Below are 25,342 nucleotides of genomic sequence, written 5' to 3' on the forward strand. Positions count from 1 at the left end.
GGAGGATCCGTGGACCTGTCCCTGTCGACTCGCAATGTGTCCGGCGCTGGTGGTGACCGTACGGTCGTCGAGGTCGGTGGCGAGATTGATGTGTATACCGCGCCCAAGCTGCGCGAGCAGTTGGTCGAGTTGGTGAACGACGGCAGCTACCACCTGGTCGTCGACATGGAGGGCGTGGACTTCCTCGACTCCACCGGACTCGGCGTGCTGGTCGGTGGCCTGAAGCGTGTGCGTGCCCACGAGGGCTCGCTGCGCCTGGTCTGCAACCAGGAGCGCATTCTCAAGATTTTCCGGATCACGGGCCTCACCAAGGTGTTCCCGATCCACACCTCGGTCGACGAGGCCGTCAACGCCGTCGACTGAGCCCAGGGGGTTCGCATGGCAACCGTTGAACTCCGCTTCAGCGCTCAGCCCGAGCACGTCCGCACGGCCCGCCTGGTGGCTGCCGCGGTCGCCCGCCGGGCCGGGGTGGACGAGGCGGTCCTCGACGAGGTGCGTCTCGCCGTCGGCGAGGCGTGTTCCCGTGCCGTCGGGCTGCACCGCGGCAACGGCGTCACGACCCCCATCCGCGTCGTGCTGACCGAGGACGAGAAGACGTTCTCCATCGCGGTCGGCGACGAGGTGCCGGGCGCGGGGGTGGCGGCGGCCGATGCCGCCGGTGTCCCCGGCGCGAGGTCCTCGGCCCCGGCCGAGGAATTCGACGACGCCGACGGCGAGGACGAGATGGGCCTCGCGGTGATCCGCGGGCTCGTCGACGACGTCGAGGTGAGCGCGGGCGAGGAAGGCGGCACCATCCGCATGACCTGGCCGGTGAGCGCGGCGGACGTCCTGTCCTGAGGACGTACGGGAAAGGGCCCTGCCCAGGCGGCGGGGCCCTTTTCCGTGTGCGCGGACAGTCTGTGAGCGGAAACTCCGCGTGTGGAGACCCCGTGCGTGGAGACCCCCGCGTGTGGAGTCCCCGTGCGTCGAGACCCCGTGCGCGGAAGGGCGGGCGCCTCCGGTACCGGTGTCCGGTCAACCCTGACCCGTAGATCGGCGGCCCCGGGCGCGTACGCCGGTGGCGGCCGGCCTCGGCCTCGGCCTCGGCCGCTCGTGGCGTCTGCGGCTCAGGCCCCGCTGTACCCGCCATCCCGACCGGACCCCGGCGTCCGGGGCTCGGCAGGTGGTTGGTGCATTCGCGCCGATGCCCTATGGGGTCCCTGTCTGTCCGGTTATGCACCCTTGTGGTCCGTATGATCCGTCCCCATGTACCCCACTTCTCTCGCTGCGGCGGTGCTCACCAGCGGGAACCGGACGATCGTGGCCGTGGTCGGGGCGGTAGCCCTGCTCGCGCTCCTGGTCGCGCGGCTCCTCCTCCGGCAGGTGCTCGCGGCGGGCGAGGGCACCGAGCGGATGCGGGAGATCGCCGCCGCCGTGCAGGAGGGCGCCAACGCCTATCTCGCCCGGCAGCTGCGGACCGTCGCCGTCTTCGCGGGAGTCGTGTTCCTGCTGCTGATGGCGCTGCCCGCGGACAGTTGGGCGCAGCGGGCGGGGCGCTCGCTGTTCTTCCTGGTCGGGGCGTTGTTCTCGGCGCTGACCGGCTACATCGGGATGCGGCTCGCCGTCCGGGCGAACGTGCGGGTCGCGGCGGCGGCGCGGGACGCCACGCCGGGACCCGGCGAACCGCCGGGGGACCCGGCCGAGCTCGCGCACCGGGCCATGCGGATCGCGTTCCGTACCGGCGGTGTGGTCGGCATGTGCACCGTGGGACTCGGCCTGCTCGGCACGGTCTGCGTCGTCCTCGTCTACGCCGCCGACGCGCCCAAGGTCCTGGAGGGCTTCGGCCTCGGCGCCGCGCTGATCGCCATGTTCATGCGGGTGGGCGGCGGCATCTTCACCAAGGCGGCCGACGTCGGCGCCGACCTGGTCGGCAAGGTCGAGCAGGGCATCCCCGAGGACGACCCGCGCAACGCCGCGACCATCGCCGACAACGTGGGCGACAACGTCGGCGACTGCGCGGGCATGGCGGCCGACCTCTTCGAGTCGTACGCCGTGACCCTGGTCGCCGCGCTCATCCTGGGCATGGCGGCCTTCGGCGACCACGGTCTGGCGTTTCCCCTGATGATCCCGGCGATCGGTGTGGTCACCGCGGTCGTCGGGGTCCTCGCGGTCGCGCCGCGCCGCGCCGACCGGAGCGGGACGAGCGCGATCAACCGGGGGTTCCTCGTCTCCGCGGTCCTCTCGCTCGCCGGGGTCGCCGCCGTCGCCTTCACCTATCTGCCGTCGTCCTACGCCGGGCTCCGGGGCGTCACCGATCCCGGCATCCACGGCCACGGCGGCGACCCCCGGGTCCTCGCGCTCGTCGCGGTCGCCCTCGGCATCGTCCTTGCCGCGCTGATCCAGCAGCTCACCGGCTACTTCACGGAGACGGGCCGACGTCCGGTCGGGGACATCGGCAGATCCTCGCTCACCGGCCCGGCGACGGTGGTCCTCGCGGGCGTGGCGCTGGGCATGGAGTCCGCCGTCTACACGGCGCTCCTCATCGGGCTCACCGTCTACGGGGCGTTCCTGCTGGGCGGTGCCTCGATCACGCTGGCGCTGTTCGCGGTCGCGCTGGCCGGTACGGGGCTGCTGACCACGGTCGGGGTGATCGTCGCCATGGACACCTTCGGTCCCGTCGCCGACAACGCCCAGGGCATCGCGGAGATGTCCGGGGACGTGACGGGCGCGGGCGCGCGGGTCCTCACCGAACTGGACGCCGTCGGCAACACCACGAAGGCCGTCACCAAGGGCATCGCCATCGCCACCGCCGTCCTGGCGGCCTCGGCGCTGTTCGGCTCCTACCGGGACGCCATCGCGACCGCCGTCGCCGATGTCGGCGCGAGGGCGGGCGGGCCGAGCCTCTCGATGGACGTGTCGCGGCCCGACAACCTCTTCGGTCTGATCCTGGGCGCGGCCGTCGTCTTCCTCTTCTCCGGTCTGGCGATCAACGCCGTCTCCCGGTCGGCGGGTTCGGTGGTGTACGAGGTACGGAGACAGTTCCGCGAGCATCCCGGGATCATGAGCGGCACCGAGCGGCCCGAGTACGGACGGGTCGTCGACATCTGCACCAGGGACGCGCTGCGGGAACTCGCCACGCCGGGCCTGCTCGCGGTGACCGCCCCGATCGCGGTCGGTTTCGCGCTCGGCGTCGGGCCGCTCGGCGCGTACCTCGCCGGGGCGATCGGGACGGGCGCCCTGATGGCGGTCTTCCTCGCCAACTCCGGTGGCGCCTGGGACAACGCGAAGAAGCTGGTCGAGGACGGCCACTACGGCGGCAGGGGCAGCGCGGCGCACGAGGCGACCGTCATCGGGGACACGGTCGGAGACCCGTTCAAGGACACGGCGGGCCCCGCCATCAACCCGCTTCTGAAGGTCATGAACCTGGTCGCGCTGCTCATCGCCCCGGCGGTCGTCCACTTCGGATACGGGAAGGACGCCGACCCCGTTGTACGGGCGGTGGTCGCGGTGGTGGCCGCCCTCGTCCTCGTGGGTGCCGTGTACGCCTCCAAGAGGCGCCCGGTGAGCGTCTCCTGACAGGGTGCCATTCGAGACTGTCACGCGTGTCGTGCGTCTCATTCCCGGGTGATTCCGGGGTGGGTGTGAGGTCTCTCCCTTGGTTCGAAAGGCTGCAATCCGGGGCGAATCCCTCGGACGGAAGGTGGAACTCGCCCGTTCGGCGTGTATGTTCCGGGGCCGAGAGCCTTGGAAGGGACCGATCCGGTGAACAAGAAGCTTGCGGCCGCGCTGTCCGGCGGCGCGGTACTGGTGCTCGCGCTGTCGGGTTGCAGCGATGACGAGGGCGACAAGGTGGGTGACTGGGCCAAGACGTTCTGCGACCAGGCGAAGCCCCAGATCCAGAAGCGCGCCGACGCCCATCAGATCATCATTTCGACGGCCGCCGACAGCAAGCCCGCCGAGATCCAGGCCGCCGACTCGAAGGCGTTCCAGGACATCGCCGACGCCGACCGGGCCTTGGCCAAGGCCGTGGAGAGCGCCGGTGCGCCGCCGGTCGCGAACGGCGAGAAGGTCAAGCAGGACGCCATCAAGGAGCTCAACGCCACCGCGGCGGCCTACGAGGGCCTCAAGAAGCAGGTCGACGCGCTGGACCCGGCGAACCAGCAGAAGTTCGCCGACGGCCTCCAGGGCGTCGCCGACGGCCTCACCAAGATCGAGAAGATGGACCAGGCCGCGCTGTCCAAGCTGGAGGAGGGCGAGCTGGGCCAGGCGATGGCGAAGCAGCCCGGCTGCCAGAAGCCCAAGGCGTCCGTCCCGGCGAACGGCACGGGCTCCGCCTCCCCGAAGGCCGGTGGCACCGCGGAAGGTTCCGGCGACGCCGCCGCCAAGCCGTCGGCGAAGTCCGAGGACAAGGCGTCCGACAAGACTTCGGAGAAGGCGCCGGAGAAGCCGTCGGACAAGCCCGCCGCGACCAAGAGCGAGGAGTAGCGGGGCCGGGACCGGACCCGCACCACTCCGGTTCCTCCGCCCCCGATCCTTCTGCCTGCTCCCGATCCGTCCGCCCCGATCCGTCCGCGTCCGACTGCCCCCGATCGGCCTCCGGTCCGCGCTCGATCCGATCCGTCTCCGGATCCGCACGCGGTCGGCCCCCGATCGGCTCCGGTAGGTCCCCGATCCGTCCGCTCCCGCCGGATCGGGGCCGGATCGGGGCCGGACCGAGGGCGGACCGGAGCCGGATCGGAGCCGGATCGGAGCCGGACCGGAGCCGGATAGGGACCGGATCAGGGGCGACCCGCCGGGTCGCCCGCCCGGATGTCGGTGGCGACGGTCACAATGGGGTCCGTGAGTACGACCAGCCTGACCCCAAGCCTCCCGGTGCCCGCGCACGCCGCCCGTCTGCGCGAGGCCCTGCTCGCCGCCGACTTCACCGCCGACGGACTGCTCGACCTGCTCGGCGCCCCGGCCTACGCGGCGCTCGCCCGCAGCGAGACCGTGCCCGCCCTGCGCGCCACCCGCGGCGACTCGCCACTGGAGACCCTCGTCCGGCTGTTCCTGCTCCAGCGGTCCGTGGGGCACGAGCGGGCCGCCGCCGCGCTGCCGCTCGCCGAAGCCCTCGCCGACGGCTGGCTGGTCCGCACGGACGACACCGTGGCCGCCACGGTCGACGTCCGGCCGTACGGCGGCCCGGACGGCGAGGACTGGTTCATCGTCTCCGACCTGGGCTGCGCAGTCGGCGGCGCCGGAGGCATCGGGCAGAAGGACGAAGGGGTCGTCCTCGGCGTCGGCGGCGCCTCCACCACCCTCGCGGGCATCACCGTCCGCACACCGGTCTCCTCCGCGCTCGACCTGGGCACCGGCTCCGGCATCCAGGCACTGCACGCGGCGCAGCACGCGACCCTGGTCACCGCTACCGATCTCAACCCGCGCGCCCTCGACTTCACCCGTCTCACGCTGGCCCTCTCCGGCGCCCACGAGGCCGAACTGCTCACCGGCTCGCTGTTCGAACCCGTCGACGGGCACACGTACGACCTGATCGTCTCCAACCCGCCGTTCGTGATCTCGCCCGGCGCCCGGCTCACCTACCGGGACGGCGGGATGGGCGGCGACGAGCTGTGCCGGACGCTCGTACGGCAGGCCGGCGAGCGGCTCAACGACGGCGGGTACGCCCAGTTCCTCGCCAACTGGCAGCACGTCGAGGGCGAGGAGTGGCAGGACCGGCTGCGGTCCTGGGTGCCCGCGGGCTGCGACGCCTGGATCGTGCAGCGCGAGGTGCAGGACGTCACCCAGTACGCCGAGCTGTGGCTGCGGGACAGCGGCGACCACCGGGGCGACCCGGAGGCGTACCGGCGGGCGTACGAGGGCTGGCTCGACGAGTTCGAGGCCCGGAAGACCCGCGCGGTGGGCTTCGGCTGGATCACCCTGCGCCGCAACGAGGCCGTGGCCTCCGGTGCCGTCGAGCCGTCGATCCTCGTCGAGGAGTGGCCGCACCCCGTCGAGCAGCCCCTCGGGCCCACTGTCCGCGCCCACTTCGAGCGCCAGGACCATCTGCGCGCCCACGACGACGCTGCCCTCCTCGCCGCCCGGTTCACGCTCGCGCCCGAGGTGGTGCAGGAACAGGTCGGACTGCCCGGCGCGGAGGACCCGGAGCACGTGGTGCTCCGGCAGAACCGGGGGATGCGCCGCGCGACCCGGGTCGACCACGTCGGCGCCGGCTTCGCCGGGGTCTGTGACGGCACGCTCAGCGCGGGCCGCATCCTCGACGCGATCGGCCGGCTGACCGGCGAGGACCCGGTGCTGCTGCGGGACCGCACCCCCCAGGCGATCCGGCTGCTCGTCGAGGAGGGCTTCCTGATCCCCGTCACCGACGGGGACGACACCCCTGCCTGACCCTTCCCACGACCCCGTCCGGCCCTCCCCGCGACGGCTTCCGTCCGCCCCCGCCCGTGGCCGGGAAAGTCGCCCCCGAGGGGTCCCGCTCCTCGGGCGGACGGCCGTCCGGGATGTTCCGCTTATCCGGCGACGAGGGGTTCGTCGCCGGTGCCGTGGTGCCCTGACACCGGGCTCCCCCGCCGGGGCCTAGCCGTCCGGCCCGTGCCGGAACCCGCTGGTCGGACGCCCAGGGCCCGGCCCGCCCGCCGTCCCCGCGGGCGGGCCGCCGGGCGTCCCCGACACCCGCTCCCACCTCGGGAGAAATGTCCCGCCCGCCCCTTCCGCCTGCCGCCCGCCGGGGGCCGGACGGGCAGGACGGAGCGGGTGACTACCGGCCATCCTCGTGAAACCGTACGGACCGCTCCGCGTCGTTCACCCGGAATTCGCGCCCGTGACGTCCGGAGGTGTCAGCCTCGGGCCCGGGGGACGACGTCCCACGGGAACGGAAGCGGGGTACGGGCATGGAGAGCGGGCCGGCGATCTTCGCGGGGGCTGCGTTCACGCTGTTCGGCGGGGCGCTGCTGCTGTGGACCACCGTGCGGACACTGCACCGCGAGCCCGTCGCGTACGGGGTCGCCCCGCGCACCGCCGTCGCGCTGACCGGCCTCTTCGGCACGGTGTTCCTCCTCCTCGGCGTCTGGTGCTTCGGCCGCCTCTGACCTCTCCCCGGCACCCCCGCGCACACGCCCCGCCCCGCCCGACCGGGAGTCCGGGCGGCAGGAATGGCAGGACTCGGGTTACCGTTCGAGTGGCCGTTGCGGGCTTTCGCCGTTTGACACGGGGGCGGGTTGTACCGTCACACTCCGCAGCGACGTGAGCGTCACCGTGCGTGCCGCTGCCGTGCGTGCCAGTGCCGTACGTGCCCGAGAGTGTCGATCCGGAGAGAAGAGCGAAGTTGTCCCCGACCAGCGAGACCGCACACGGCGGCCGCCGACTCGTCATCGTCGAGTCGCCTGCCAAGGCGAAGACGATCAAGGGCTACCTCGGCCCCGGCTACGTGGTCGAGGCGAGCGTCGGGCACATCCGTGACCTCCCCAGCGGCGCCGCCGAGGTGCCCGAGAAGTACACGGGTGAGGTGCGCCGCCTCGGCGTCGACGTGGAGCATGACTTCCAGCCCATCTATGTCGTCAACGCCGACAAGAAGGCGCAGGTCAGGAAGCTCAAGGAGCTGCTCGCCGAGTCCGACGAGCTCTACCTCGCCACCGATGAGGACCGCGAGGGCGAGGCCATCGCGTGGCACCTCCAGGAAGTCCTGAAGCCCAAGGTCCCGGTCCACCGGATGGTCTTCCACGAGATCACCAAGGACGCGATCCGGGAGGCCGTCGCCAACCCGCGCGAGCTGAACCAGCGGATGGTCGACGCCCAGGAGACCCGCCGCATCCTCGACCGGCTGTACGGCTACGAGGTCTCGCCGGTCCTGTGGAAGAAGGTCATGCCCCGGCTGTCCGCCGGGCGCGTGCAGTCCGTCGCCACCCGGCTCGTCGTCGAGCGGGAGCGCGAGCGCATCGCCTTCCGCTCCGCCGAGTACTGGGACCTCACCGGCACCTTCGGCACCGGCCGCACCGGTGACGCCTCCGACCCGTCCCAGCTGGTCGCCCGGCTCGCGTCGGTCGACGGCAGGCGGGTCGCGCAGGGCCGCGACTTCGGTGCCGACGGGCGTCTGAAGAGCGCGAACGTCCTGCACCTCGACGAGTCGAACGCGCGTTCCCTGGCCGCCGCGCTCGCCGACACGGCCTTCTCGGTGCGCTCGGTCGAGTCGAAGCCGTACCGCCGCTCGCCGTACGCCCCCTTCCGGACCACCACCCTCCAGCAGGAGGCGAGCCGCAAGCTGGGCTTCGGTGCGAAGGCGACCATGCAGGTGGCGCAGAAGCTGTACGAGAACGGCTTCATCACCTACATGCGTACGGACTCCACGACGCTGTCCGACACCGCCGTCTCGGCGGCGCGCGCCCAGGTCACGCAGCTGTACGGCGCCGACTACCTGCCGGAGAAGCCGCGCGTCTACGCGGGCAAGGTCAAGAACGCCCAGGAGGCGCACGAGGCGATTCGCCCTTCGGGTGATCGTTTCCGCACCCCGGCGGAGACCGGTCTGACCGGCGACCAGTTCCGGCTGTACGAGCTGATCTGGAAGCGGACCGTCGCCTCCCAGATGAAGGACGCCACCGGCAACTCGGTCACCGTGAAGATCGGTGGCCGTGCGGCCGACGGCCGGGACGCCGAGTTCAGCGCCTCCGGCAAGACGATCACTTTCCACGGCTTCATGAAGGCGTACGTCGAAGGCGCCGACGACCCGAACGCGGAGCTGGACGACCGCGAGCGGCGGCTGCCGCAGGTCGCCGAGGGCGACGCGCTGACCGCCGACGGGATCACCGTCGACGGCCACGCGACCAAGCCCCCGGCCCGCTACACCGAGGCCTCGCTCGTCAAGGAGCTGGAGGAGCGCGAGATCGGCCGCCCCTCGACGTACGCGTCGATCATCGGCACGATCCTCGACCGCGGCTACGTCTTCAAGAAGGGCACGGCGCTCGTCCCGTCCTTCCTGAGCTTCGCCGTCGTCAACCTCCTGGAGAAGCACTTCGGGCGGCTCGTCGACTACGACTTCACCGCCCGGATGGAGGACGACCTCGACCGCATCGCGCGCGGCGAGGCCCAGGCGGTGCCGTGGCTGAGGCGCTTCTACTTCGGTGAGGGCGACAGCGGTACGGGCGCCTCCGGCGGCGCGGCGGACGCGGGCAACGGCGACGGCGACCACCTCGGCGGCCTCAAGGAACTGGTCACCGACCTCGGCGCGATCGACGCCCGCGAGATCTCCTCCTTCCCCGTCGGCGACGGCATCGTGCTCCGCGTCGGCCGCTACGGCCCGTACGTCGAGCGCGGCGAGAAGGATGCCGAGGGCCACCAGCGCGCCGACATCCCCGAGGACCTCGCGCCCGACGAGCTGACCGTCGAACTCGCCGAGGAGCTGCTCGCCAAGCCGAGCGGTGACTTCGAGCTGGGCACCGACCCGGCCAGCGGTCACCAGATCGTCGCCAAGGACGGCCGGTACGGCCCGTACGTCACCGAGATCCTGCCCGAGGGCACCCCGAAGACCGGCAAGAACGCGGTGAAGCCGCGCACCGCCTCGCTCTTCAAGTCGATGACCCTCGACACCGTCACCCTCGACGACGCGCTCCGGCTGATGTCCCTGCCCCGGGTCGTGGGTACGGACGCCGAGGGCGTCGAGATCACCGCGCAGAACGGCCGCTACGGCCCGTACCTGAAGAAGGGCACGGACTCGCGGTCGCTCACCGAGGAGGAGCAGCTCTTCACGATCACCCTCGAAGAGGCGCTCGCGATCTACGCCCAGCCGAAGCAGCGCGGCCGGGCCGCGGCCAAGCCGCCGCTGAAGGAACTGGGCACCGACCCGGTCAGCGAACGGCCCGTGGTGGTCAAGGACGGGCGCTTCGGCCCGTACGTGACGGACGGCGAGACCAACGCCACCCTGCGGACCGACGACAGCGTCGAGACGATCACGCCGGAGCGCGGCTACGAGCTGCTCGCCGAGAAGCGTGCCAAGGGACCGGCGAAGAAGACCGCCAAGAAGGCCCCGGCCAAGAAGGCGACCACGGCGAAGAAGACCGCCACGAAGACGGCGGCGAAGAAGACCACCGCCGCCAAGAAGGCCGCCGCGAAGACGACGACGGCCAAGAAGACGACGGCCGCGAAGAAGACGGCGGCGGCGAAGCCGGAATAGGTACCGCCGGTACCCGTACGGAGTCCGGAGTCGGGGTGTTGGATACCGCCGGTATCCGTACGGGGCCGCTGTATGGATACCGCCGGTCTCCATACGGCGTCGGCAGTGGATGTGGATACCGCCGGTGGCCGTGCGGAGGTCGGGGCTTTGGATACCGCCGGTATCTGTCCGGAGCGTCGGGCAGTGGATACCGGCGGTATCTGTACGGAGCCGGGGTATTGGATACCGCCGGTATCCAAACGCAGCTCCGAGGTGTCAGATAGCTCCGGTATCCATACGGAACCCGGAACCCCGGAACCCGAACCCCGGCGTGTCAGATACCGCCGATATCCACAACAACCCCCCACATCAGATACCGCCGGTATCCACCCCGCCACCGGCAGTGCCGCTCTCCACCCCAGCGGCCGGACAGCCACCGGGCGCGGTCCGCGGTGTCCCGCCGAGGGGGCGGGCAGGACCGTCCACGCCCCCGCCGTTCCCCCGCCGCGTGCCTTGTCACAGGCTCGTCCGGATGTTCGGTCGAGGGCCGCGGGGAGCAAGGCCGTCCGGATAGGGTGGACGGATGCGAGCAGAGCAGCCAGACCGCCTCGGTGATTCCGACGCCGCACTCGTCGCGGACTCCCGGGAGCGTGCCGTACGGGCGCTCCTGCGCCATCAGCCGCTGCGCCGGCTGTGGAGCGCCCACCTGGTCGGCAGTGTCGGTGACGCCCTCGCCCTCCTGGTCCTCGTCGTGCTCGGCCTCCAGGCCGCGGTGGCCGAGGGAGCGCTCGGCGGCGGGTACCGGGGTGCCGGGTTCGCCGTGGCCGCCGTCGTCGGCGCACGCCTGCTGGCCTCGGTCCTCTTCGGGGCGGTCCTGCTCGGTCCGCTGACCGCGCTCACCGGACCCGGCGGGTTCCTCGACCGGCGCTGGACGATGCTCGGCGCCGACGGCGTCCGGGTCGCCCTGCTCGTCGTCGCCCCCCTGTGGATCGACTGGACCCCCGGCAACGCCCTCTGGTACCTGCTCGGCACCGTCTTCGTCACCGGCGCGGCCGAACGGCTCTGGACGATCAGCCGCGAGGGCGCCGCGCCCGCGCTGCTGCCCGCCCCGCCCATAGAGGGCCCGGCCGTGCGCCCCCTCCCCGACCACCTCGGAGCCCTGCGCCGCCTCACCCAGCGCACCGGCTTCCTCGCGGTGCCCGCCGCCGCGGCGCTGCTGCTCGTCGCCACCCTGGCCGGTGAACTGCTCGGTCTCGGCATCGACTGGTTCGCCCAGCACCAGGCCGCCCTCGGCGCGTACGTCGCCGCGGGTCTCCTCGCCGCCTCCGCCGTCATCCTGTACGCGATGGCGCTGCCCGGCGACGCGACCCCCCGGCCCCGCTCGCCGCTGGAGGGCCTGCGCCGCCCGGCCGGGGCGAAGGGCCGCACGGGAGCCCTCCAGATCCTCGTCCTGACCTGCGCACTCGTCGCCGGGGCCATCGCGGCGGCGGCGTCCGTCGCCGTGCTCCACGCCCGTGACCTGGGTGGTGGTCCCGTCACGTACGCCCTGCTGATCCTGGCGCTCAGCGGTGCCACCGCCGTCGGCATCCGCACCGCGCGTTCCGTCCTTCCCGTGCTGTCCCGGCGCAGGCTGCTCGCCCTGGCCACCGCCGTCACCGGCGTCGCCCTGATCGCGACGGGCCTGGTCCCCGACACGGCGACCGTGCTCCTCCTCGCCGTCCTCGCCGGATTCGCGGCCGGGGTCGCCGCCAACACCGGCCACGTCCTGATCGACCAGGAGAGCGAGGAGCCCCGCCGGGCCCGCGCCACCGAGCACCTCCAGGCCGCCGCCCGGGTCGGCATGGGCCTCGGCGCGCTCGTCGCGCCGCTGGTCGCCGCCGCGATCGGCCAGCGCCGTCTGGGCTCCGCCGACTCCGTCCTCGGGCACGGCGGCGCCGCCTTCACGCTCGCCCTCGTCGGCGCCCTGCTCCTGCCGGTCGCCGCCGTCGTCCTCGCCAGGACCGACGACCGCGCGGGCGTTCCGCTCCGCCGCGACCTGCGCGACGCGCTGCGCGGCTCCGACCCGGCCCAGGCGCCCTCCCCGACCGGCTTCTTCATCGCCCTGGAGGGCGGCGACGGAGCGGGCAAGTCCACCCAGGTCCAGGCGCTCGCCGAATGGATCCGGGCCAAGGGCCACGAGGTCGTCGTCACCCGCGAGCCCGGCGCCACCCCCATCGGCAAGCGGCTCCGCTCGATCCTGCTCGACGTGTCGTCGGCGGGCCTCTCGAACCGCGCCGAGGCCCTGCTGTACGCGGCCGACCGCGCCGAACACGTCGACTCCCTGGTCCGGCCCGCCCTGGAGCGGGGCGCGATCGTCCTCTCCGACCGGTACATCGACTCGTCCGTGGCCTACCAGGGCGCCGGACGCGATCTGTCGCCGACCGAGATCGCCCGCATCTCCCGCTGGGCCACCGTCGGTCTCGTCCCGCACCTGACCGTCGTCCTGGACGTCTCCCCGGAGACCGCCCGGGAGCGCTTCACCGAGGCGCCCGACCGGCTGGAGTCCGAGCCGCCGGAGTTCCACGCGCGCGTACGGGCGGGATTCCTCGCCCTCGCCGCCGCCGACCCCAGCCGCTACCTCGTCGTCGACGCGGGCCAGGAGCCCGAGGCCGTCACCACCACCGTCCGCCACCGGCTCGACCGGATGCTCCCGCTCTCCCAGGCCGAGGTGAAGGCCGTCGAGGAGGCGCGCCGCAAGGCCGAGGAGGAGCGCAAGCGGCGCGAGGAGGAGGAAGCGGCCCGCAAGGCCGAGGAGGAGCGGCTGGAGCGCGAGCGGCAGGAGCAGCTCGCCCGGCTCCGCGCCGAGGAGGAGGAGCGCAAGCGCCGCGAGGAGGAGGAAGCCCGCCGCCTGGAGGCCGAACGGCAGGCGGAGGAGGCCCGCCGCAGGGCCGAGGAGGCCCGGCTCGCCGCCGAGGCCGCGGCCGAGGAGGAGCGCCGCCGCCTCGCCGCCGAGGAGAAGGCCCGCCAGGAGGAGCAGGAGCGGCTCCGCAAGGCCGCCGAGGAGGAGGCCCGCCAGCGGGCCGAGGCCGAGGAGCGCCGCCTGGAGAAGCAGCGCAAGGCCGAGGAGGCGCTGCTGCGCGCCGAGGAGGCCCGCAGGATGGCCGAGGCCGCCGCCGCGAAGATCGCCGCTGAGGCAGCCGCCAAGGCCGCAGCCGAGCGCGCGGCGGCCGAGCGGGCCGCCGCGGAGCTGGCCGCCGCCGAGCGTGCCGAGGCGGCGAAGGCGGCCCGGCGGAAGGCCGAGGCCGAGAAGCGGGCCGCCGAGAAGAGGGCGGCGGAGCGGACGGCCGCGGCCGAGCAGGCGGCCGCCGACCGCGCCGCGAAGAGCGCCCGGAAGCCCGCCGGGGGCACCGCCCGGTCCGTCGAGGAGTCCGCGAACGAGATCACCGTCCCGACCCCGGTCGTGAAGCCGGGCGGGACCCCCGAGGAGTCCGCGAACGAGGTCACCGTCCCGAACCCCGTGGTGAAGCCGGGCGGGCCCACCGGCGCCGACCCGCGCGCGGCCCTCAGCCGCGAGACCGGCACCCGGGGCGGCTCCCGGTCCGGGCGGTCGGCCCGGGGACGCGGGGCCGACGGTCCGTCCGTCTCGCCCGAGGAGATCACCGTCGCCACCCCGGTCGTCCGGCTCGGCCAGCCGGAGGACGAGACGGCCGTCCTGCCGCAGATCCGCGACCGCGATACCCGCGCCGCCGACGAGACCGCCGTGCTGCCCGTCGTACGGGACGTCGAGGACACCGCCGTACTGCCGCCGGTGCGGGACACCCGGGCCTCCGATCCGGCCGACCGGGTGCCGCCGGGCATCTTCCGGGACGAGCACGAGGTGCCGCACGGGGCGAACGACCGGACCCGTGAGCTGCCCCAGCTCGACGAGCACGGCCGCCCGCGCCGCCCCGACTGGGCCGAGGAGACCCCGCTCGACGACCTCCCGACGCTCGCCGACGAGCTGTTCGGCCCGCACGACGAAGAGGGCCCGCGCCGCCGCCGCTGATCCGCCGGTGGGGGGTGTAGCCAGCTCCACCCCCCACTGGGCAGCCCGCTCCATACCGTCGTGACCTGGGATTTCCTAGCGTTGTCGGTATGACGACGACCGCAGTGACGCCGGGTGGATCCACCCCCGCTCCCGACTCCGCCGCCCTCGCCCTCGACGGGGTGAGCCGGGCCTACGGGGGCGGCGCCCCCGCACTCGACGGGGTGAGCCTCATGGTGCCGCGCGGCCGGTTCGTGGCCGTGATGGGCCCCTCGGGCTCCGGCAAGTCCACCCTGCTGCGGTGCGCGGCCGGACTCGAACGGCCGACGGCCGGGACGGTACGGATCGGGGGCACCGACCTCGCCACCCTGAAGGCCGCCGCCCTCACCCGGCTCCGCCGCGACCGGGTCGGTTTCGTCTTCCAGTCCCTGAACCTCGTCTCCGCGCTGAACGTGCGCGAGAACGTCACCCTTCCGCTGCTCCTCGCCGGGGCCCGGGAGGGCCGTGCCCTCGACGCCCGCGCCCTGGCCGGACTCGCCGCCGTCGGGCTCGCCGACCGCGCGGAGGACGCCCCGGAGCACCTCTCCGGCGGCCAGCGCCAGCGGGTCGCCATCGCCCGCGCCCTGGTCAACGAGCCCGAGGTGGTCTTCGCCGACGAGCCGACCGCCGCCCTCGACCCGGTCACCGCGGCCGGGGTCCTCGCGCTGCTGCGGCGCGCGGTGGACGAGCGGGGGACCACGGTCGTCCTCGTCACCCACGACCCGGTGGCCGCCGCCTGGACGGACGAGGCGGTGTTCCTCGACCGGGGCCGTCTGGCCGCCCGCCTCGACCGGCCGGACGAGACCGGGGTACGTGAGGTGCTGGGCGCGCCGCTCGCGGCCCCGCGGGGCCGTGGTCCTGCCGAGGCCTATGGCGGATCCGGGGTAGGTGGCGGTTTCGGGGTTCACGCCAGCTCCGTGGCCGGTGGCGGCTCCGAGGCGGGCGGTGGCTTCGAGGTGGGCGGTGGCTCCGAGGGCAGTGGTGGATTCGAGACCCGTGGTCGCTCCGGGGCCGGTGGTCTCTTCAGGATCGGTGGCCTCTTCAGGGCCGGCGGGTCCTCCCGTAAGGCCACCGGGGGCCGTACGGCCGCCACGGCCGGTCTCGTCCCCGGCGGGGCCACGCGCGCGCGTAGGGCGGTGTCCCGATGAGCCCGCGCGGGAACGCCGCCGTCCGGCTGCTCGCGGCCCGGTCCCTGCGGACCCACCGGCGGGCCTGGGCGGCGGTCTTCGCGGCCGTCGCCGTCACCTCCGCGCTGCTCGGCACCCTCGCCCTCGCCCTCGGCTCGACCGCCCTCGGCCACGCGCGCGTGGAGCGGTACGCGGCCAGCGCCGTGGTCGTCGCCGGTGACCAGGAGGTCCGCTGGACGACGAAGCCGTGGGGGAGCGAACCCACCACGCAACGGGCGCACCTCACCGAACGGGTCGGGGTCCCCGAGGCGGCCGTCGCCGTGCTGCGCGCGGTGCCGGGCGTCCGGGCGGCGGTGCCGGACCACACCTTCGCCGTACGGGAGGGTTCCCCGGGGGACGGCGTCCACGAGGGGCGTTCCTGGGACGCGGCACGGCTGGCCCCGTACCGGCTGACCGAGGGCAGGGAACCCCGCACCGGCTCCGAGACGGTCCTCGGCGGTGGCACGGAGGCCCGGCCGGGCTCCGGCACGGGCACGGGAACGGACCCCGTCACCGGGTCGTCCGCCAGGCCCCGGATCGGGGACACCGTCGCCGGGCGGACGGTCGTCGGGATCGCCGACGGGCCCGCCGCGCTGTACGTCACGGCGGCGGAGGCCGGGAAGCGCGCCGGACACCCCGGCACCGTCGGCGCCGTCGGGATCCTCGCCGAGCCCGGCGTCCCGGTGGACACCCTCCACGCGCGCGTACGGGCCGCCCTGGACGAGGCGGGACTCAAGGACACCGCCTCCGGCCAGCCGCTCCGGGCCCTCACCGGCGACGGCCGGGGCGGCGCCGAACACCTCGCCGCGCCGCCCGCCCGCACCGAACTCCTCATGGTCCTCGCCGCCGTCTCCGGCACCGTCGTCCTCGTCGCCCTCCTCGTCCTCGGCTCGCTCGTCGCCCAGGCCCTCGGACAGCGCGCCGCCGAACGGGAGCTGCTGCTCTCGGTCGGGGCGACACCCCGCCAGACGCGGGCCGCGGCGGGCCGCGAGGTGATCAGGGTCGCCGGTCCCGCCGCGCTGCTCGGCGCCCTCATCGGCGCACCGGCGTTCCTGGCCCTCTGGTCCGCGCTGCGCGGCCGTACCGGAGTCGTCCCCGAAGGGCTCGAACTTCCCTCCCCGCCCTGGCTGTTCGCCGCCGTCCTCGTGACCGCAGCCCTGGTGACCGGTCTCGCCAGGGCCGTCGTCCCGTTCGCCGCCCGAGAGCAGGGCCGGGCCGGGAAGGGCACCGCCCGGCGGGTCGGCGGGATCGCGCTGCTCCTCACCGGCGTGATGTCCGCCGGGGCGGGCGTCGCCCAGGGCGGCGCCGCGGCCGCCGCCGCTGCTGGGGCGGCCACGGTGACGCTGGTCGCCGGGTGCGCCCTGCTCGGGCCGTGGCTCGCGCGGGCCGCCTCGGTGGTCCTCGACCGGCCGCTGCGGTGGTGCGGCGGCGCCCCCGGACGGCTCGTGGCCGCCGGGGCGAACGCCCACTCGCGCCGCCTCGGGGCCGCGCTCGCCCCCGTGGTCCTCGTCACCGCCTTCGCGCTGGTGCAGCTCTCGGCGGGCACCACCATGGGACGGGCCGCCGACGCGCAGGCGCGGGAGGCGACCACGGCGGACCTGGCGTTCACCGGGACGACGGCGGAACACGTCCGGAAGCTTCCCGGGATCGCCACCGCGACGGACGTGCTGCGCTCGACGGTGGTCCTGGCCCGGACGGAGCTCGGCACGCCCCGCCTGGACCGGCTCCCCGTCCTCGGCGTCGACGCGGCCGGTCTGACGGGCATGCTCGACCCCGGCGTCGTCGCCGGAGATCTCGCCGGACTCGCCCGTACGGGCACGGTCGCGGTCGGCTCCGACACGGCCGTCTCCCTGGACGTGCGCCCCGGTTCGACGGTCGAGCTGCGCCTCGGCGACGGCACGCCCCGGCGGCTCCGGGTGGTCGCGGTCTACGAACGCTCCCTCGCGCTCGGCGAGTTCCTGCTCCCGAAGGCCGAACTCGCCCCGCACATGAGCGATCCGTATCCGTCGAGGGTGCTGGCGGCGCGGGAGAAGCCCCGTGGCACCGACGCTCCCGCTGGGACCGGAGCCCCCGCCGGGGCCGGTCAGGCCGCCGTCGACGGTGCCGGTCCCGGTCCCGGTCCCGGCACCGGTCCCGGCACCGGACCGGTCCCCCGCCCCCTCCCCGGGCCCGTCGTGCCCGAGCGGGTCACCCTGCCCGGGGCTGAGCTGAACGGGATCGTCTCGGCGGCGGTCGTCTCCGCGATCGGCGGCCTCACCCTCCTCTCCGTACTCAGCACCCTCACCCTGATCGGCGCCGGGCGGCGCGGTGAGTTCCGGCTGCTCGGCCGGGTGGGCGCCTCGGCGGGCCAACTGCGCCGGACGCTGGGCCTGGAGGCGGGCTTCCTCGTCGTCACGGGCCTGCTCGTCGGTGCCGTGGTCGCCGCCCTGCCGCTGGCCTCCTTCGCCTGGACGCTCACCGGCGGGCTGCCGTACCTCTCGCCGGTCCACCTGGGCCTGATCGCGGGGGCGGTGGCGGTCACGGTGGTGGTGGGCGTGTTCCTGCCGGGCACGGGACGGCGCCCGCGCGGGTGAGGTCCTGAGCGGGGAGGTTCCGAGCGGGTCCGGGGCGGTGTGCCCCGGGCCCGCTCAGGCGTTGAGGAAGGCGAGGACGGCGAGGACCCGGCGGTGGCCGCCGCTGTCGCTCGGCGGCAGGTCCAGCTTCAGGAAGACGTTGCCGATGTGCTTGTGCACGGCCCGCTCGGTCACCACCATCGCGCGGGCGATCGTCGCGTTGTCGTGGCCCTGTGCCATCAGCTCCAGGACCTCGCGCTCGCGGGGCGTGAGGGCGTCCAGCGGGTCGCTGCGGCGGGCGAGCAGCTCGGTGACGACCTCCGGGTCCAGGGCCGTACCCCCGGCGGCGACCCGTTCCAGGGCGTCGAGGAACTCGTCGACCCGGCCCACCCGGTCCTTCAGGAGGTAGCCGACGCCCCGGGCGCCGCCGCCCAGGAGCTCGGCGGCGTACGTCTCCTCCACGTACTGGGAGAGGACGAGGACGGGGAGGTCGGGCAGCCGCTCGCGGGCGGCGAGCGCCGCGCGCAGCCCCTCGTCGCGGAAGCCGGGGGGCATCCGCACATCGAGGACGGCCACGTCCGGGCGGTGCTCCAGGAGCAACGGCAGGACTTCGGGACCGGTGGCCGCGACCCCGGCGACCTCATGGCCGGAGGAGGTCAGCAACAGCACCAGGCCCTCCCGCAGGAGGGCGTTGTCCTCGGCTATCACCACACGCACGGCAGCTCCACTTCGATCACGGTCGGGCCCCCCACGGGGCTGGTCAGGCGGACGGAGCCGTCGAGCGCGGCGACCCGGCGGCGCATCCCGGTGAGCCCGGAGCCGGTCCGCTCGCCGGCCTCCGCGCCGCCCCGGCCCTCGTCCGCCACGCGCACATGGAGGGCGGCCGGTTCACGGGAGAGGACGACGGCGGCGCGGTCGGCGCCACTGTGCTTGGCGGCGTTGGTGAGGGCCTCGGCGACGACGAAGTAGGCGGCGGCCTCGACGGCGGCGGGGGCGCGGGGCTGCGGGGCGGCCGGGGGGCCGTCGCCGTGTGCGGGCCGGTTGCCGTGGGCAGGCCGGTCACCGTGCGTGGGCCGGTCACCGTGCGCGGGGTCGTCTCCGGGCGGGGATCCGGCCAGGCCCGGGGACCCGTTCCGGCCCGGGGGCTCGTCTCCGCCCGGGGGCTCGTCGAGACCCGTCACCGAGACCCGTACCTCCAGGCCGCTGCTGGCCGCGAGCGCCCGTACCGCCCCCGTCAGACCACGGTCGGTGAGGATCGGCGGATGGATGCCGCGCACCACGTGCCGCAGCTCGGCGAGTGCCTCCTCGGCCTGCGTCTGGGCGTCGTCGAGGAGCCCGCGCGCGGCCACGGGATCGGATTCGTACGCGCGCTTGGCCAGGCCGATCCGCATGGACAGCGCCACCAGACGGGCCTGCGCGCCGTCGTGCAGATCGCGCTCGATCCGGCGCAGTTCGGCGCCGTGCGCGGCGATCGCGCCCGCCCGGGTCGCCGTCAGCTGTTCGATACGGGCGGCGAGCGCGGCGTCCCGGACGGCCGAGGGCGCGGGCGTGAGGAGCGTCCGGGACCAGTCGGCCGCGAGCGCGGCGAGCCTGCCGTGCAGCGGCAGGGCCACCGGAGGCCGCCCCGCGAGTCCGGTCACGACGCCGTCGACCAGCAGCGCGGGCGCCCACAGGACGAGCGAGGCGTACCAGGGGACCAGTCCGTAGAGGAGCTGCGCACCGGCCCAGATCAGGTCACTGCGGGTGCCCGGATCGCTGACTGCGGTCCGCACGCGCGCGGGGAGTGGCCCTTCGAGCGGAAGGTACGCCTCCGGTACGGGCGTCCCGGTCAAGGCCGCGACCCGGCGCCGCTCCCAGCCCGCGAGGCGGCGCAGCAGCAGCACGCTCTCGGGCAGGACGCCCGCGCCGATGACGGTGACGGTGAGGAAGGCGGTGAAGAGGGCGACCCCGATCATCAGATAACAGACGATCGAGACCGCCGCCCCCACCAGGAGCTGGAGGGACGCCCGGCCCGCATCCCTGATCGCGTCGCGCATGACGACAGGCTATGCGGGATGCCGGGGGGCCTGCGGTGGAGCGGGCTCCACCATCGGTCCGGGGGCGAGCACCGCTGTGCCGGGAACGGATCGGGAAGAAGATCGAACAGTGCCGGGCGATCCGGCCTCTCCTCCCTCCCCTCCCTCCTTTTCCCTCCTTCTTCTCCTTCTTCTCCTCTGGAGTTCCCATGCGGTCCCTGTTCTGGTCGGCGCTGGTCCTGAGCGTCCTCGCCAACGCCTACGTCAACACCTTCGCGGGCTGGAACGGGTCCACCCACATCGTCGCCAGCGCCGGAACGGGCACGGTGGTGCTCGGCTCCGCCGTCGCGCTGTGGCTGACGCGCCCCCGGACCGAGAACTGACCCGGAGGCGCCCCGCCGACCGGTCCCGTCGGCCGGGCGCCGCACCGCCGTTCCCCCTCCGCCACCCGGGAGCCGTCCCGCCCCTGCCCCTCCGCCCGGCCGGGACTGTCGGAGGTCTGCCCCACAATGGGAGGCGTACCTGAGGAGGGGCAGACATGGCCGTATGGGACGACCTGGTCGGACAGTCGAAGGTGGAGGAGCAGCTCTCCGCCGCCGCACGGGACGCCGACACGTTCGTGACCGCCCATGCCACGGGGCAGCCCGTCCCCGAGGCCTCGAAGATGACCCACGCCTGGCTGTTCACCGGCCCGCCGGGGTCCGGGCGGGCGACGGCGGCGCGCGCGTTCGCCGCCGCGCTCCAGTGCGTGAGCCCCGACCGGGCCCTCGGCGGCGCCCCGGGCTGCGGCTTCTGCGACGGCTGCCACACGACCCTGATCGGCACCCACGCGGACGTCGAGATCATCCGCACCGACCTGCTGTCGATCGGTGTGAAGGAGACCCGCGCCCTGGTCCGGCGCGCCCAGCTCTCCCCGGCGGGCGGCCGCTGGCAGATCATCGTCATGGAGGACGCCGACCGGCTCACCGAAGGCGCGGGCAACGTCCTCCTGAAGGCCGTCGAGGAGCCCGCGCCCCGCACGGTCTGGCTGCTCTGCGCACCCTCCCTGGAGGACGTGCTGCCCACGATCCGCTCCCGCTGCCGGCACCTGACCCTGCGCACCCCGCCCGTGGAGGCCGTCGCCGACCTGCTCGTACGGCGTGACGGCATCGAGCCGGAGGCGGCGCACGCGGCCGCGCGCGCCACCCAGGGGCACATCGACCGGGCCCGCAGACTGGCCACCGACGAGCGGGCCCGCGCCCGCAGGTCCGTGGTCCTCAAGCTGCCGCTGCGTGTCGGTGACGTCGGCGGCTGTCTGAAGGCCGCGCAGGAACTGGTGGACGCGGCGGCGGAGGACGCGAAGCAGGCCGCCGAGGAGGTCGACGTCAAGGAGACCGAGGAGCTGAAGGCGGCCCTCGGCGCGACGCAGGGCGGGCGGATGCCGCGCGGCACGGCGGGGGCGATGAAGGAGCTGGAGGACCGGCAGAAGCGCCGCAGGACGCGTACGCAGCGCGACAGCCTGGACCTGGCGCTCACGGACCTGACCGGCTTCTACCGCGATGTGCTCGCGCTCCAGCTGAGTTCGACGACCGCCCTGGCCAACACGGACGTACGGGACGCGATCGAACGGATCGCGGCCGACACCACCCCGGAGCGCACCCTGCGCCGCATCGAGGCCGTCCTCGCCTGCCGCGAGGCCCTCGACCGCAACGTGGCACCGCTGCTCGCGGTGGAGGCGATGACGATGTCGCTGAGAGGCTGAGAGGCTGGGAGGCTGAGGGGCTGAGGGGGTTCGGCCGGGCGGCCGTGGGCTTCTGCTCGGGCACCCGGCCACGGACTCCCGGCAGCCCGGCCGCCGGGCGGCGATTGGACACGTTCCGTACCGGTCCGGATACGCTCCGGGAATGGACTCCAGGCGTTTGCTCCGTATGTCCGCCACCGCCCTCGCGGCGGCCGGGCTGATCCTCTCCGGCTGCTCCGGCGGAAGCGACGCGGCGGCGTCCCGCAGCACGGCCGCGGCGGCGCCCCCCGCGTCCGCGACGCCCGACGCGCTGAAGAAGCACTACGCGCAGAAGCTGAAGTGGCGTGACTGCGGCGTCGAGGGCTTCCAGTGCGCGACCCTGCGGGTCCCGCTGGACTACGCGAAGCCGGAGGCGGGCGACATCGAGCTCGCGGTGTCCCGGGCGCGGGCCACCGGCCCGGGGAAGCGGCTCGGGTCGCTCCTGGTCAACCCGGGCGGCCCCGGAGGCTCGGCCGTCGGCTACCTCCAGGGGTACGCGGGCATCGGCTACCCGGCACCGGTCCGCGCCCGCTACGACATGGTGGCCGTCGACCCGCGCGGGGTCGCCCGCAGCGAGCCGGTCGAATGCCTCACGGGCCCGCGGATGGACGCGTACACGCAGACCGACCAGACACCGGACGACGCGGCGGAGATCACCGCGCTGACGACGGCGTTCAAGGAGTTCGCGGCGGGCTGCGAGCAGAAGTCGGGGAAGATCCTGCCGCATGTCTCCACGGTGGAGACGGCCCGGGACATGGACGTGCTGCGGGCGGTGCTGGGGGACGCGAGGCTCAGCTATGTGGGGGCGTCGTACGGCACGTTCCTGGGCGCGACCTACGCCGAGCTGTTCCCCGCCCGGGTGGGCAGGCTGGTCCTGGACGGGGCGATGGACCCGTCGCTCCCGTCGCTGGACCTCAACCGCGACCAGACGGCGGGCTTCGAGACCGCCTTCCGCGCCTTCGCCGCCGACTGCGTCGAGAAGAAGGACTGCCCGCTCGGCACGGGGTCGGTGGACGCGGCGGGCGAGGCGCTGAAGAAGTTCTTCCGCGACGTGGACGCGAAGCCGGTGCCGACGGGCGAGACCCGCGCGCTCGGTGAGTCCCTCGCGACGACCGGGGTGATCGCGGCGATGTACGACGAGGGGGCGTGGCCGCAGCTGCGGGAGGCACTGACCCGGGCGATCGGCGGCGAGGGCTCGGGGCTGCTCGCACTGGCGGACGGCTACTACGAGCGGGAGGCGGACGGCACGTACGCGAACCTCATGTTCGCCAACGCGGCCGTGAACTGCCTCGACCTGCCGTCGTCCTACACCGGCCCGGCGGACGTGGAGAAGGCCGTACCGTCCTTCGAGAAGGCCTCGCCCGTCTTCGGCAGGGGCCTGGCCTGGGCCGCCCTCAACTGCGCGTACTGGCCGACGCCGCCCACCGGCCGCCCGCACCGCATCACCGCCGAGGGCGCCGCCCCGATCCTCGTCGTCGGCACCACCCGCGACCCGGCCACCCCGTACCGCTGGGCCCGCTCGCTGTCGGAGCAGCTCTCCTCGGGCACGCTCCTCACCTACGAGGGCGACGGCCACACGGCGTACGGCCGGGGCAGCGACTGCATCGACTCGGCGATCAACGCGTACCTCCTGGAAGGCACCCCGCCGACCGACGGAAAGCGCTGCTCATAGGCCCTGTCCGGGGGCGGTCGGACCACCCCCGGAAACTGTGTAGACTTGGCGACGCTGCTGCACCCACCATGGGTCCAGAAAGCGTGCCGCCTTAGCTCAGCTGGCCAGAGCAACGCACTCGTAATGCGTAGGTCTCGGGTTCGAATCCCGAAGGCGGCTCAAGGAAACCCCAGGTCATAGCCTCTGACCTGGGGTTTTTGCCGTCCTGTGACCTTGGGATCGTGGGACTATCGGGCACGAAACCAACGCATGCCGGATGCGTCGATCGGCGGCCACGCTGCGTCGATAGCTTTTCTCCGGGAGGCTCCCGAGCGAGTCGCCGAACTGCGGCTTGTCGCTGTATGTAGTCGTTGTCTCACTGGGCTCTGATCCTGTGGTGCCCCAAAAAGTGCCCGAGGAGTGCCCGCGCGTCCCGAGGCATGTATCGGGGGCGGATCGGGAAGGCGCCGTTCTTTCGCGAATCCCGCCTGCACAGCGGTTGCGGTGAGTGACATTCTTGAGCGTCATGCCCAATGTGGCCACCGCCGAGGCCACCGCCGAGCAGAGGGCGCCCCAGCGCCGCGTAGTTGACCGGGGCGTCTTGTGACAGGGCGGCCACGTGCCGGCTGGGTGGTGTGCGATCGTTTCCGTCGTGACCAGCAAAGAGACTCTTGTCCATATCGCTCTGGCCGACGGTCGGCCGAGCGGCATCCGGAAGGCATACAGCGCAGAGCGCTCGTGCATCTGCATCGCCTTCGGGCGGGCGGACTACCCCAAGGCTCGCATGCGCGAGGAGCTGTCTCGAACTGGCGTCTACCTGGTGCAGGGGCCGGACCTTGACCACCCGGGCAAGCAGCGCGTCTACATGGGGCGCGGGCAGGTCCTAACGACGCGGCTCGACGATCACCAGCGGAAGAAGGACTTCTGGACCGAGGGTTTCGCGTTCACCACGGACAACAAGAGCGGTCTGACCGAAGCTCATGTGGTCCAGCTGGAAGCCCGGCTGATCCGTCAGGCGCGCGCAGCTGGCGTCGCGATCGTGGACAACGACGTGACGCCGAATCCGACGCCGCCTCGTGCCGAGGAGCAGTCTGCCCACGACCGGCTGTTCGAGGACATGTTGCTGCTCATGGGTGTCCTGGGCGTGGTGTGTCTGGAGGAGCCTGCCACCACGGTCGCTCCCGCCGACGCCGAGGGCGTGCAGTACCAGCTGAAGCCCAAGGGCACGTCAAGCTGGGGCTTCGAGTGCTCCGACGGGTTCCTGGTCCGCGAAGGGGCACTGGGCAGGATCGGCAAGGCGGAGAAGCTGTCGCCCGGTTACCGCCAGCGCCGGCAGCAACTTCTCGACGACCATGTCCTGGTGGAGACGCAGGACAAGAAGCACCTGCGCTTGGTGCGCGATCACGTGTTCGGCAGCCCGTCCCAGGCAGCCAGCGTAATGGCGGGGGTGAACCTGAACGGCCGCGTGGCCTGGGTCGACGAGAGCGGGCAGACACTCAAGGATCACCAGGTCGGCAGCACGCTGGTTCCGCCCTCGACCTCATCGAGCGACCAGCCGGCATTGTTCGAGGCGGGGCGGGCCGTGTGACGCCGAGCGGCTTGGTGTCCGCCGATAGTCGGCCCGGCCTGCCGCCGAGCTCAGTGAGCACCTCTCCTGCGGTGAGAGGACCCGCCGTTGGTGCCCTGCCGCGCCGCCTTGCCCCAGTCCAACCGCCGGTTCCCGGAAAGAGCCTGCTCAGCTGGCTGAACGCCGCCGCATCCGACCACAGCATCAGCATCGGCCGGGCCGTGCAGATCACCGGAGTCCTCGCCGAAGGCGAGACTCCGGCGGACCTCATGCTCCCCCAAGGACGCCCCGATCTACGGGCCGGCGCCCGGGCGGTGGGTCTTCGCGTGCGTTCGTCACTCCTGCTACCTGATCGATGCGTGCCCGAACTGCGGCGGTACCTTGGGGGTCCTGGGCGCCGATCTCATCGCGGGAAGCTGCCAACCGCTGGACGGTCGGACCCCGCGACCGAAGCGCCGTTGCCGGATGCCGTT

Annotated in this window: 15 protein-coding genes, 1 tRNA gene and 1 pseudogene; 15 read left to right on the forward strand and 2 right to left on the reverse strand. The window is 73.6% G+C overall.

The genetic code is table 11. The features are described 5' to 3' along the window. Positions 1-9 precede the first annotated feature (9 nt). The 10 genes and pseudogenes from ACIRQY_RS15700 (at position 10) to ACIRQY_RS15745 (ending at position 17,898) form a co-directional block, all read left to right on the forward strand. Positions 10-363, forward strand: a complete 354-nt coding sequence (locus tag ACIRQY_RS15700; RefSeq protein ID WP_015034520.1) for an STAS domain-containing protein — start codon at positions 10-12, stop codon at positions 361-363. A gap of 15 nt (positions 364-378) precedes the next feature. After that, the gene (locus ACIRQY_RS15705) at positions 379-837 is read left to right on the forward strand and encodes an ATP-binding protein (RefSeq protein ID WP_351785912.1); all 459 of its coding nucleotides are present in this window, start codon (positions 379-381) and stop codon (positions 835-837) included. Between the two features lie 408 nt (positions 838-1,245). Beyond that, positions 1,246-3,555, forward strand: a complete 2,310-nt coding sequence (locus tag ACIRQY_RS15710) for a sodium-translocating pyrophosphatase (protein WP_403925701.1) — start codon at positions 1,246-1,248, stop codon at positions 3,553-3,555. Positions 3,556-3,741: 186 nt separating this feature from the next. Beyond that, positions 3,742-4,464 (forward strand): small secreted protein, encoded by a 723-nt coding sequence (locus ACIRQY_RS15715; RefSeq protein ID WP_403925704.1) that lies wholly within the window; start codon positions 3,742-3,744, stop codon positions 4,462-4,464. Positions 4,465-4,809: 345 nt separating this feature from the next. Further along, positions 4,810-6,363: a methyltransferase gene (locus ACIRQY_RS15720; protein ID WP_403925707.1), complete on the forward strand. Its 1,554-nt coding sequence runs from the start codon at positions 4,810-4,812 to the stop codon at positions 6,361-6,363. Between the two features lie 503 nt (positions 6,364-6,866). Then, positions 6,867-7,064, forward strand: coding sequence for a hypothetical protein (locus tag ACIRQY_RS15725; RefSeq protein WP_351785901.1), 198 nt, complete (start codon positions 6,867-6,869; stop codon positions 7,062-7,064). A gap of 236 nt (positions 7,065-7,300) precedes the next feature. Next, positions 7,301-10,138, forward strand: a complete 2,838-nt coding sequence (gene topA / locus ACIRQY_RS15730) for a type I DNA topoisomerase (RefSeq protein WP_403925710.1) — start codon at positions 7,301-7,303, stop codon at positions 10,136-10,138. A gap of 562 nt (positions 10,139-10,700) precedes the next feature. Then, positions 10,701-14,141, forward strand: a complete 3,441-nt coding sequence (tmk, locus tag ACIRQY_RS15735) for a dTMP kinase (protein WP_403925713.1) — start codon at positions 10,701-10,703, stop codon at positions 14,139-14,141. Positions 14,142-14,230: 89 nt separating this feature from the next. Beyond that, positions 14,231-14,959, forward strand: a pseudogene (locus ACIRQY_RS15740) (ABC transporter ATP-binding protein); the annotation flags it as partial. Between the two features lie 344 nt (positions 14,960-15,303). Then, a complete protein-coding gene (locus ACIRQY_RS15745; RefSeq protein WP_403925715.1) occupies positions 15,304-17,898 on the forward strand; it encodes an FtsX-like permease family protein in 2,595 nt (864 codons plus the stop codon). A gap of 54 nt (positions 17,899-17,952) precedes the next feature. On the opposite strand, the gene ACIRQY_RS15750 is transcribed toward ACIRQY_RS15745, so the two are convergent. After that, on the reverse strand, positions 17,953-18,594 hold the full coding sequence (locus ACIRQY_RS15750) for a response regulator transcription factor (RefSeq protein WP_351785890.1): 642 nt from the start codon (positions 18,592-18,594) through the stop codon (positions 17,953-17,955). Beyond that, a complete protein-coding gene (locus ACIRQY_RS15755) occupies positions 18,582-19,913 on the reverse strand; it encodes a sensor histidine kinase (protein ID WP_403925718.1) in 1,332 nt (443 codons plus the stop codon). Before ACIRQY_RS15755 ends, ACIRQY_RS15750 begins: the two co-directional genes overlap by 13 nt. Positions 19,914-20,101: 188 nt before the next feature. On the opposite strand from ACIRQY_RS15755, the gene ACIRQY_RS15760 reads away from it, so the two are divergent. The 5 genes from ACIRQY_RS15760 (at position 20,102) to ACIRQY_RS15780 (ending at position 24,890) form a co-directional block, all read left to right on the forward strand. Next, a complete protein-coding gene (locus tag ACIRQY_RS15760; protein WP_403925720.1) occupies positions 20,102-20,275 on the forward strand; it encodes a hypothetical protein in 174 nt (57 codons plus the stop codon). A gap of 155 nt (positions 20,276-20,430) precedes the next feature. Next, the gene (locus ACIRQY_RS15765; RefSeq protein ID WP_403925724.1) at positions 20,431-21,633 is read left to right on the forward strand and encodes a DNA polymerase III subunit delta'; all 1,203 of its coding nucleotides are present in this window, start codon (positions 20,431-20,433) and stop codon (positions 21,631-21,633) included. 142 nt (positions 21,634-21,775) lie between these two features. After that, entirely contained in the window at positions 21,776-23,323 is a 1,548-nt protein-coding gene (locus tag ACIRQY_RS15770; RefSeq protein ID WP_403925727.1) for an alpha/beta hydrolase, read from the forward strand. 85 nt (positions 23,324-23,408) lie between these two features. Beyond that, positions 23,409-23,482, forward strand: a tRNA-Thr gene (locus ACIRQY_RS15775). Positions 23,483-23,954: 472 nt separating this feature from the next. Further along, a complete protein-coding gene (locus ACIRQY_RS15780) occupies positions 23,955-24,890 on the forward strand; it encodes a GIY-YIG nuclease family protein (protein WP_403925730.1) in 936 nt (311 codons plus the stop codon). The last annotated feature ends 452 nt before the right edge of the window (positions 24,891-25,342 follow it).

Source organism: Streptomyces sp. NPDC101490, from assembly GCF_044767145.1.
In the GTDB taxonomy this organism is placed as follows: domain Bacteria; phylum Actinomycetota; class Actinomycetes; order Streptomycetales; family Streptomycetaceae; genus Streptomyces.

Bases quoted from the DNA above. Each gene is read 5' to 3' on its own strand.
- ACIRQY_RS15755 (WP_403925718.1), bottom strand. From the start codon at position 19,913: ATGCGCGACGCGATCAGGGATGCGGGCCGGGCGTCCCTCCAGCTCCTG.
- ACIRQY_RS15725 (WP_351785901.1), top strand. From the start codon at position 6,867: ATGGAGAGCGGGCCGGCGATCTTCGCGGGGGCTGCGTTCACGCTGTTC.
- ACIRQY_RS15720 (WP_403925707.1), top strand. From the start codon at position 4,810: ATGGGGTCCGTGAGTACGACCAGCCTGACCCCAAGCCTCCCGGTGCCC.
- ACIRQY_RS15745 (WP_403925715.1), top strand. From the start codon at position 15,304: ATGAGCCCGCGCGGGAACGCCGCCGTCCGGCTGCTCGCGGCCCGGTCC.
- ACIRQY_RS15765 (WP_403925724.1), top strand. From the start codon at position 20,431: ATGGCCGTATGGGACGACCTGGTCGGACAGTCGAAGGTGGAGGAGCAG.
- ACIRQY_RS15710 (WP_403925701.1), top strand. From the start codon at position 1,246: ATGTACCCCACTTCTCTCGCTGCGGCGGTGCTCACCAGCGGGAACCGG.
- ACIRQY_RS15770 (WP_403925727.1), top strand. From the start codon at position 21,776: ATGGACTCCAGGCGTTTGCTCCGTATGTCCGCCACCGCCCTCGCGGCG.
- ACIRQY_RS15705 (WP_351785912.1), top strand. From the start codon at position 379: ATGGCAACCGTTGAACTCCGCTTCAGCGCTCAGCCCGAGCACGTCCGC.
- tmk (WP_403925713.1), top strand. From the start codon at position 10,701: ATGCGAGCAGAGCAGCCAGACCGCCTCGGTGATTCCGACGCCGCACTC.
- ACIRQY_RS15760 (WP_403925720.1), top strand. From the start codon at position 20,102: ATGCGGTCCCTGTTCTGGTCGGCGCTGGTCCTGAGCGTCCTCGCCAAC.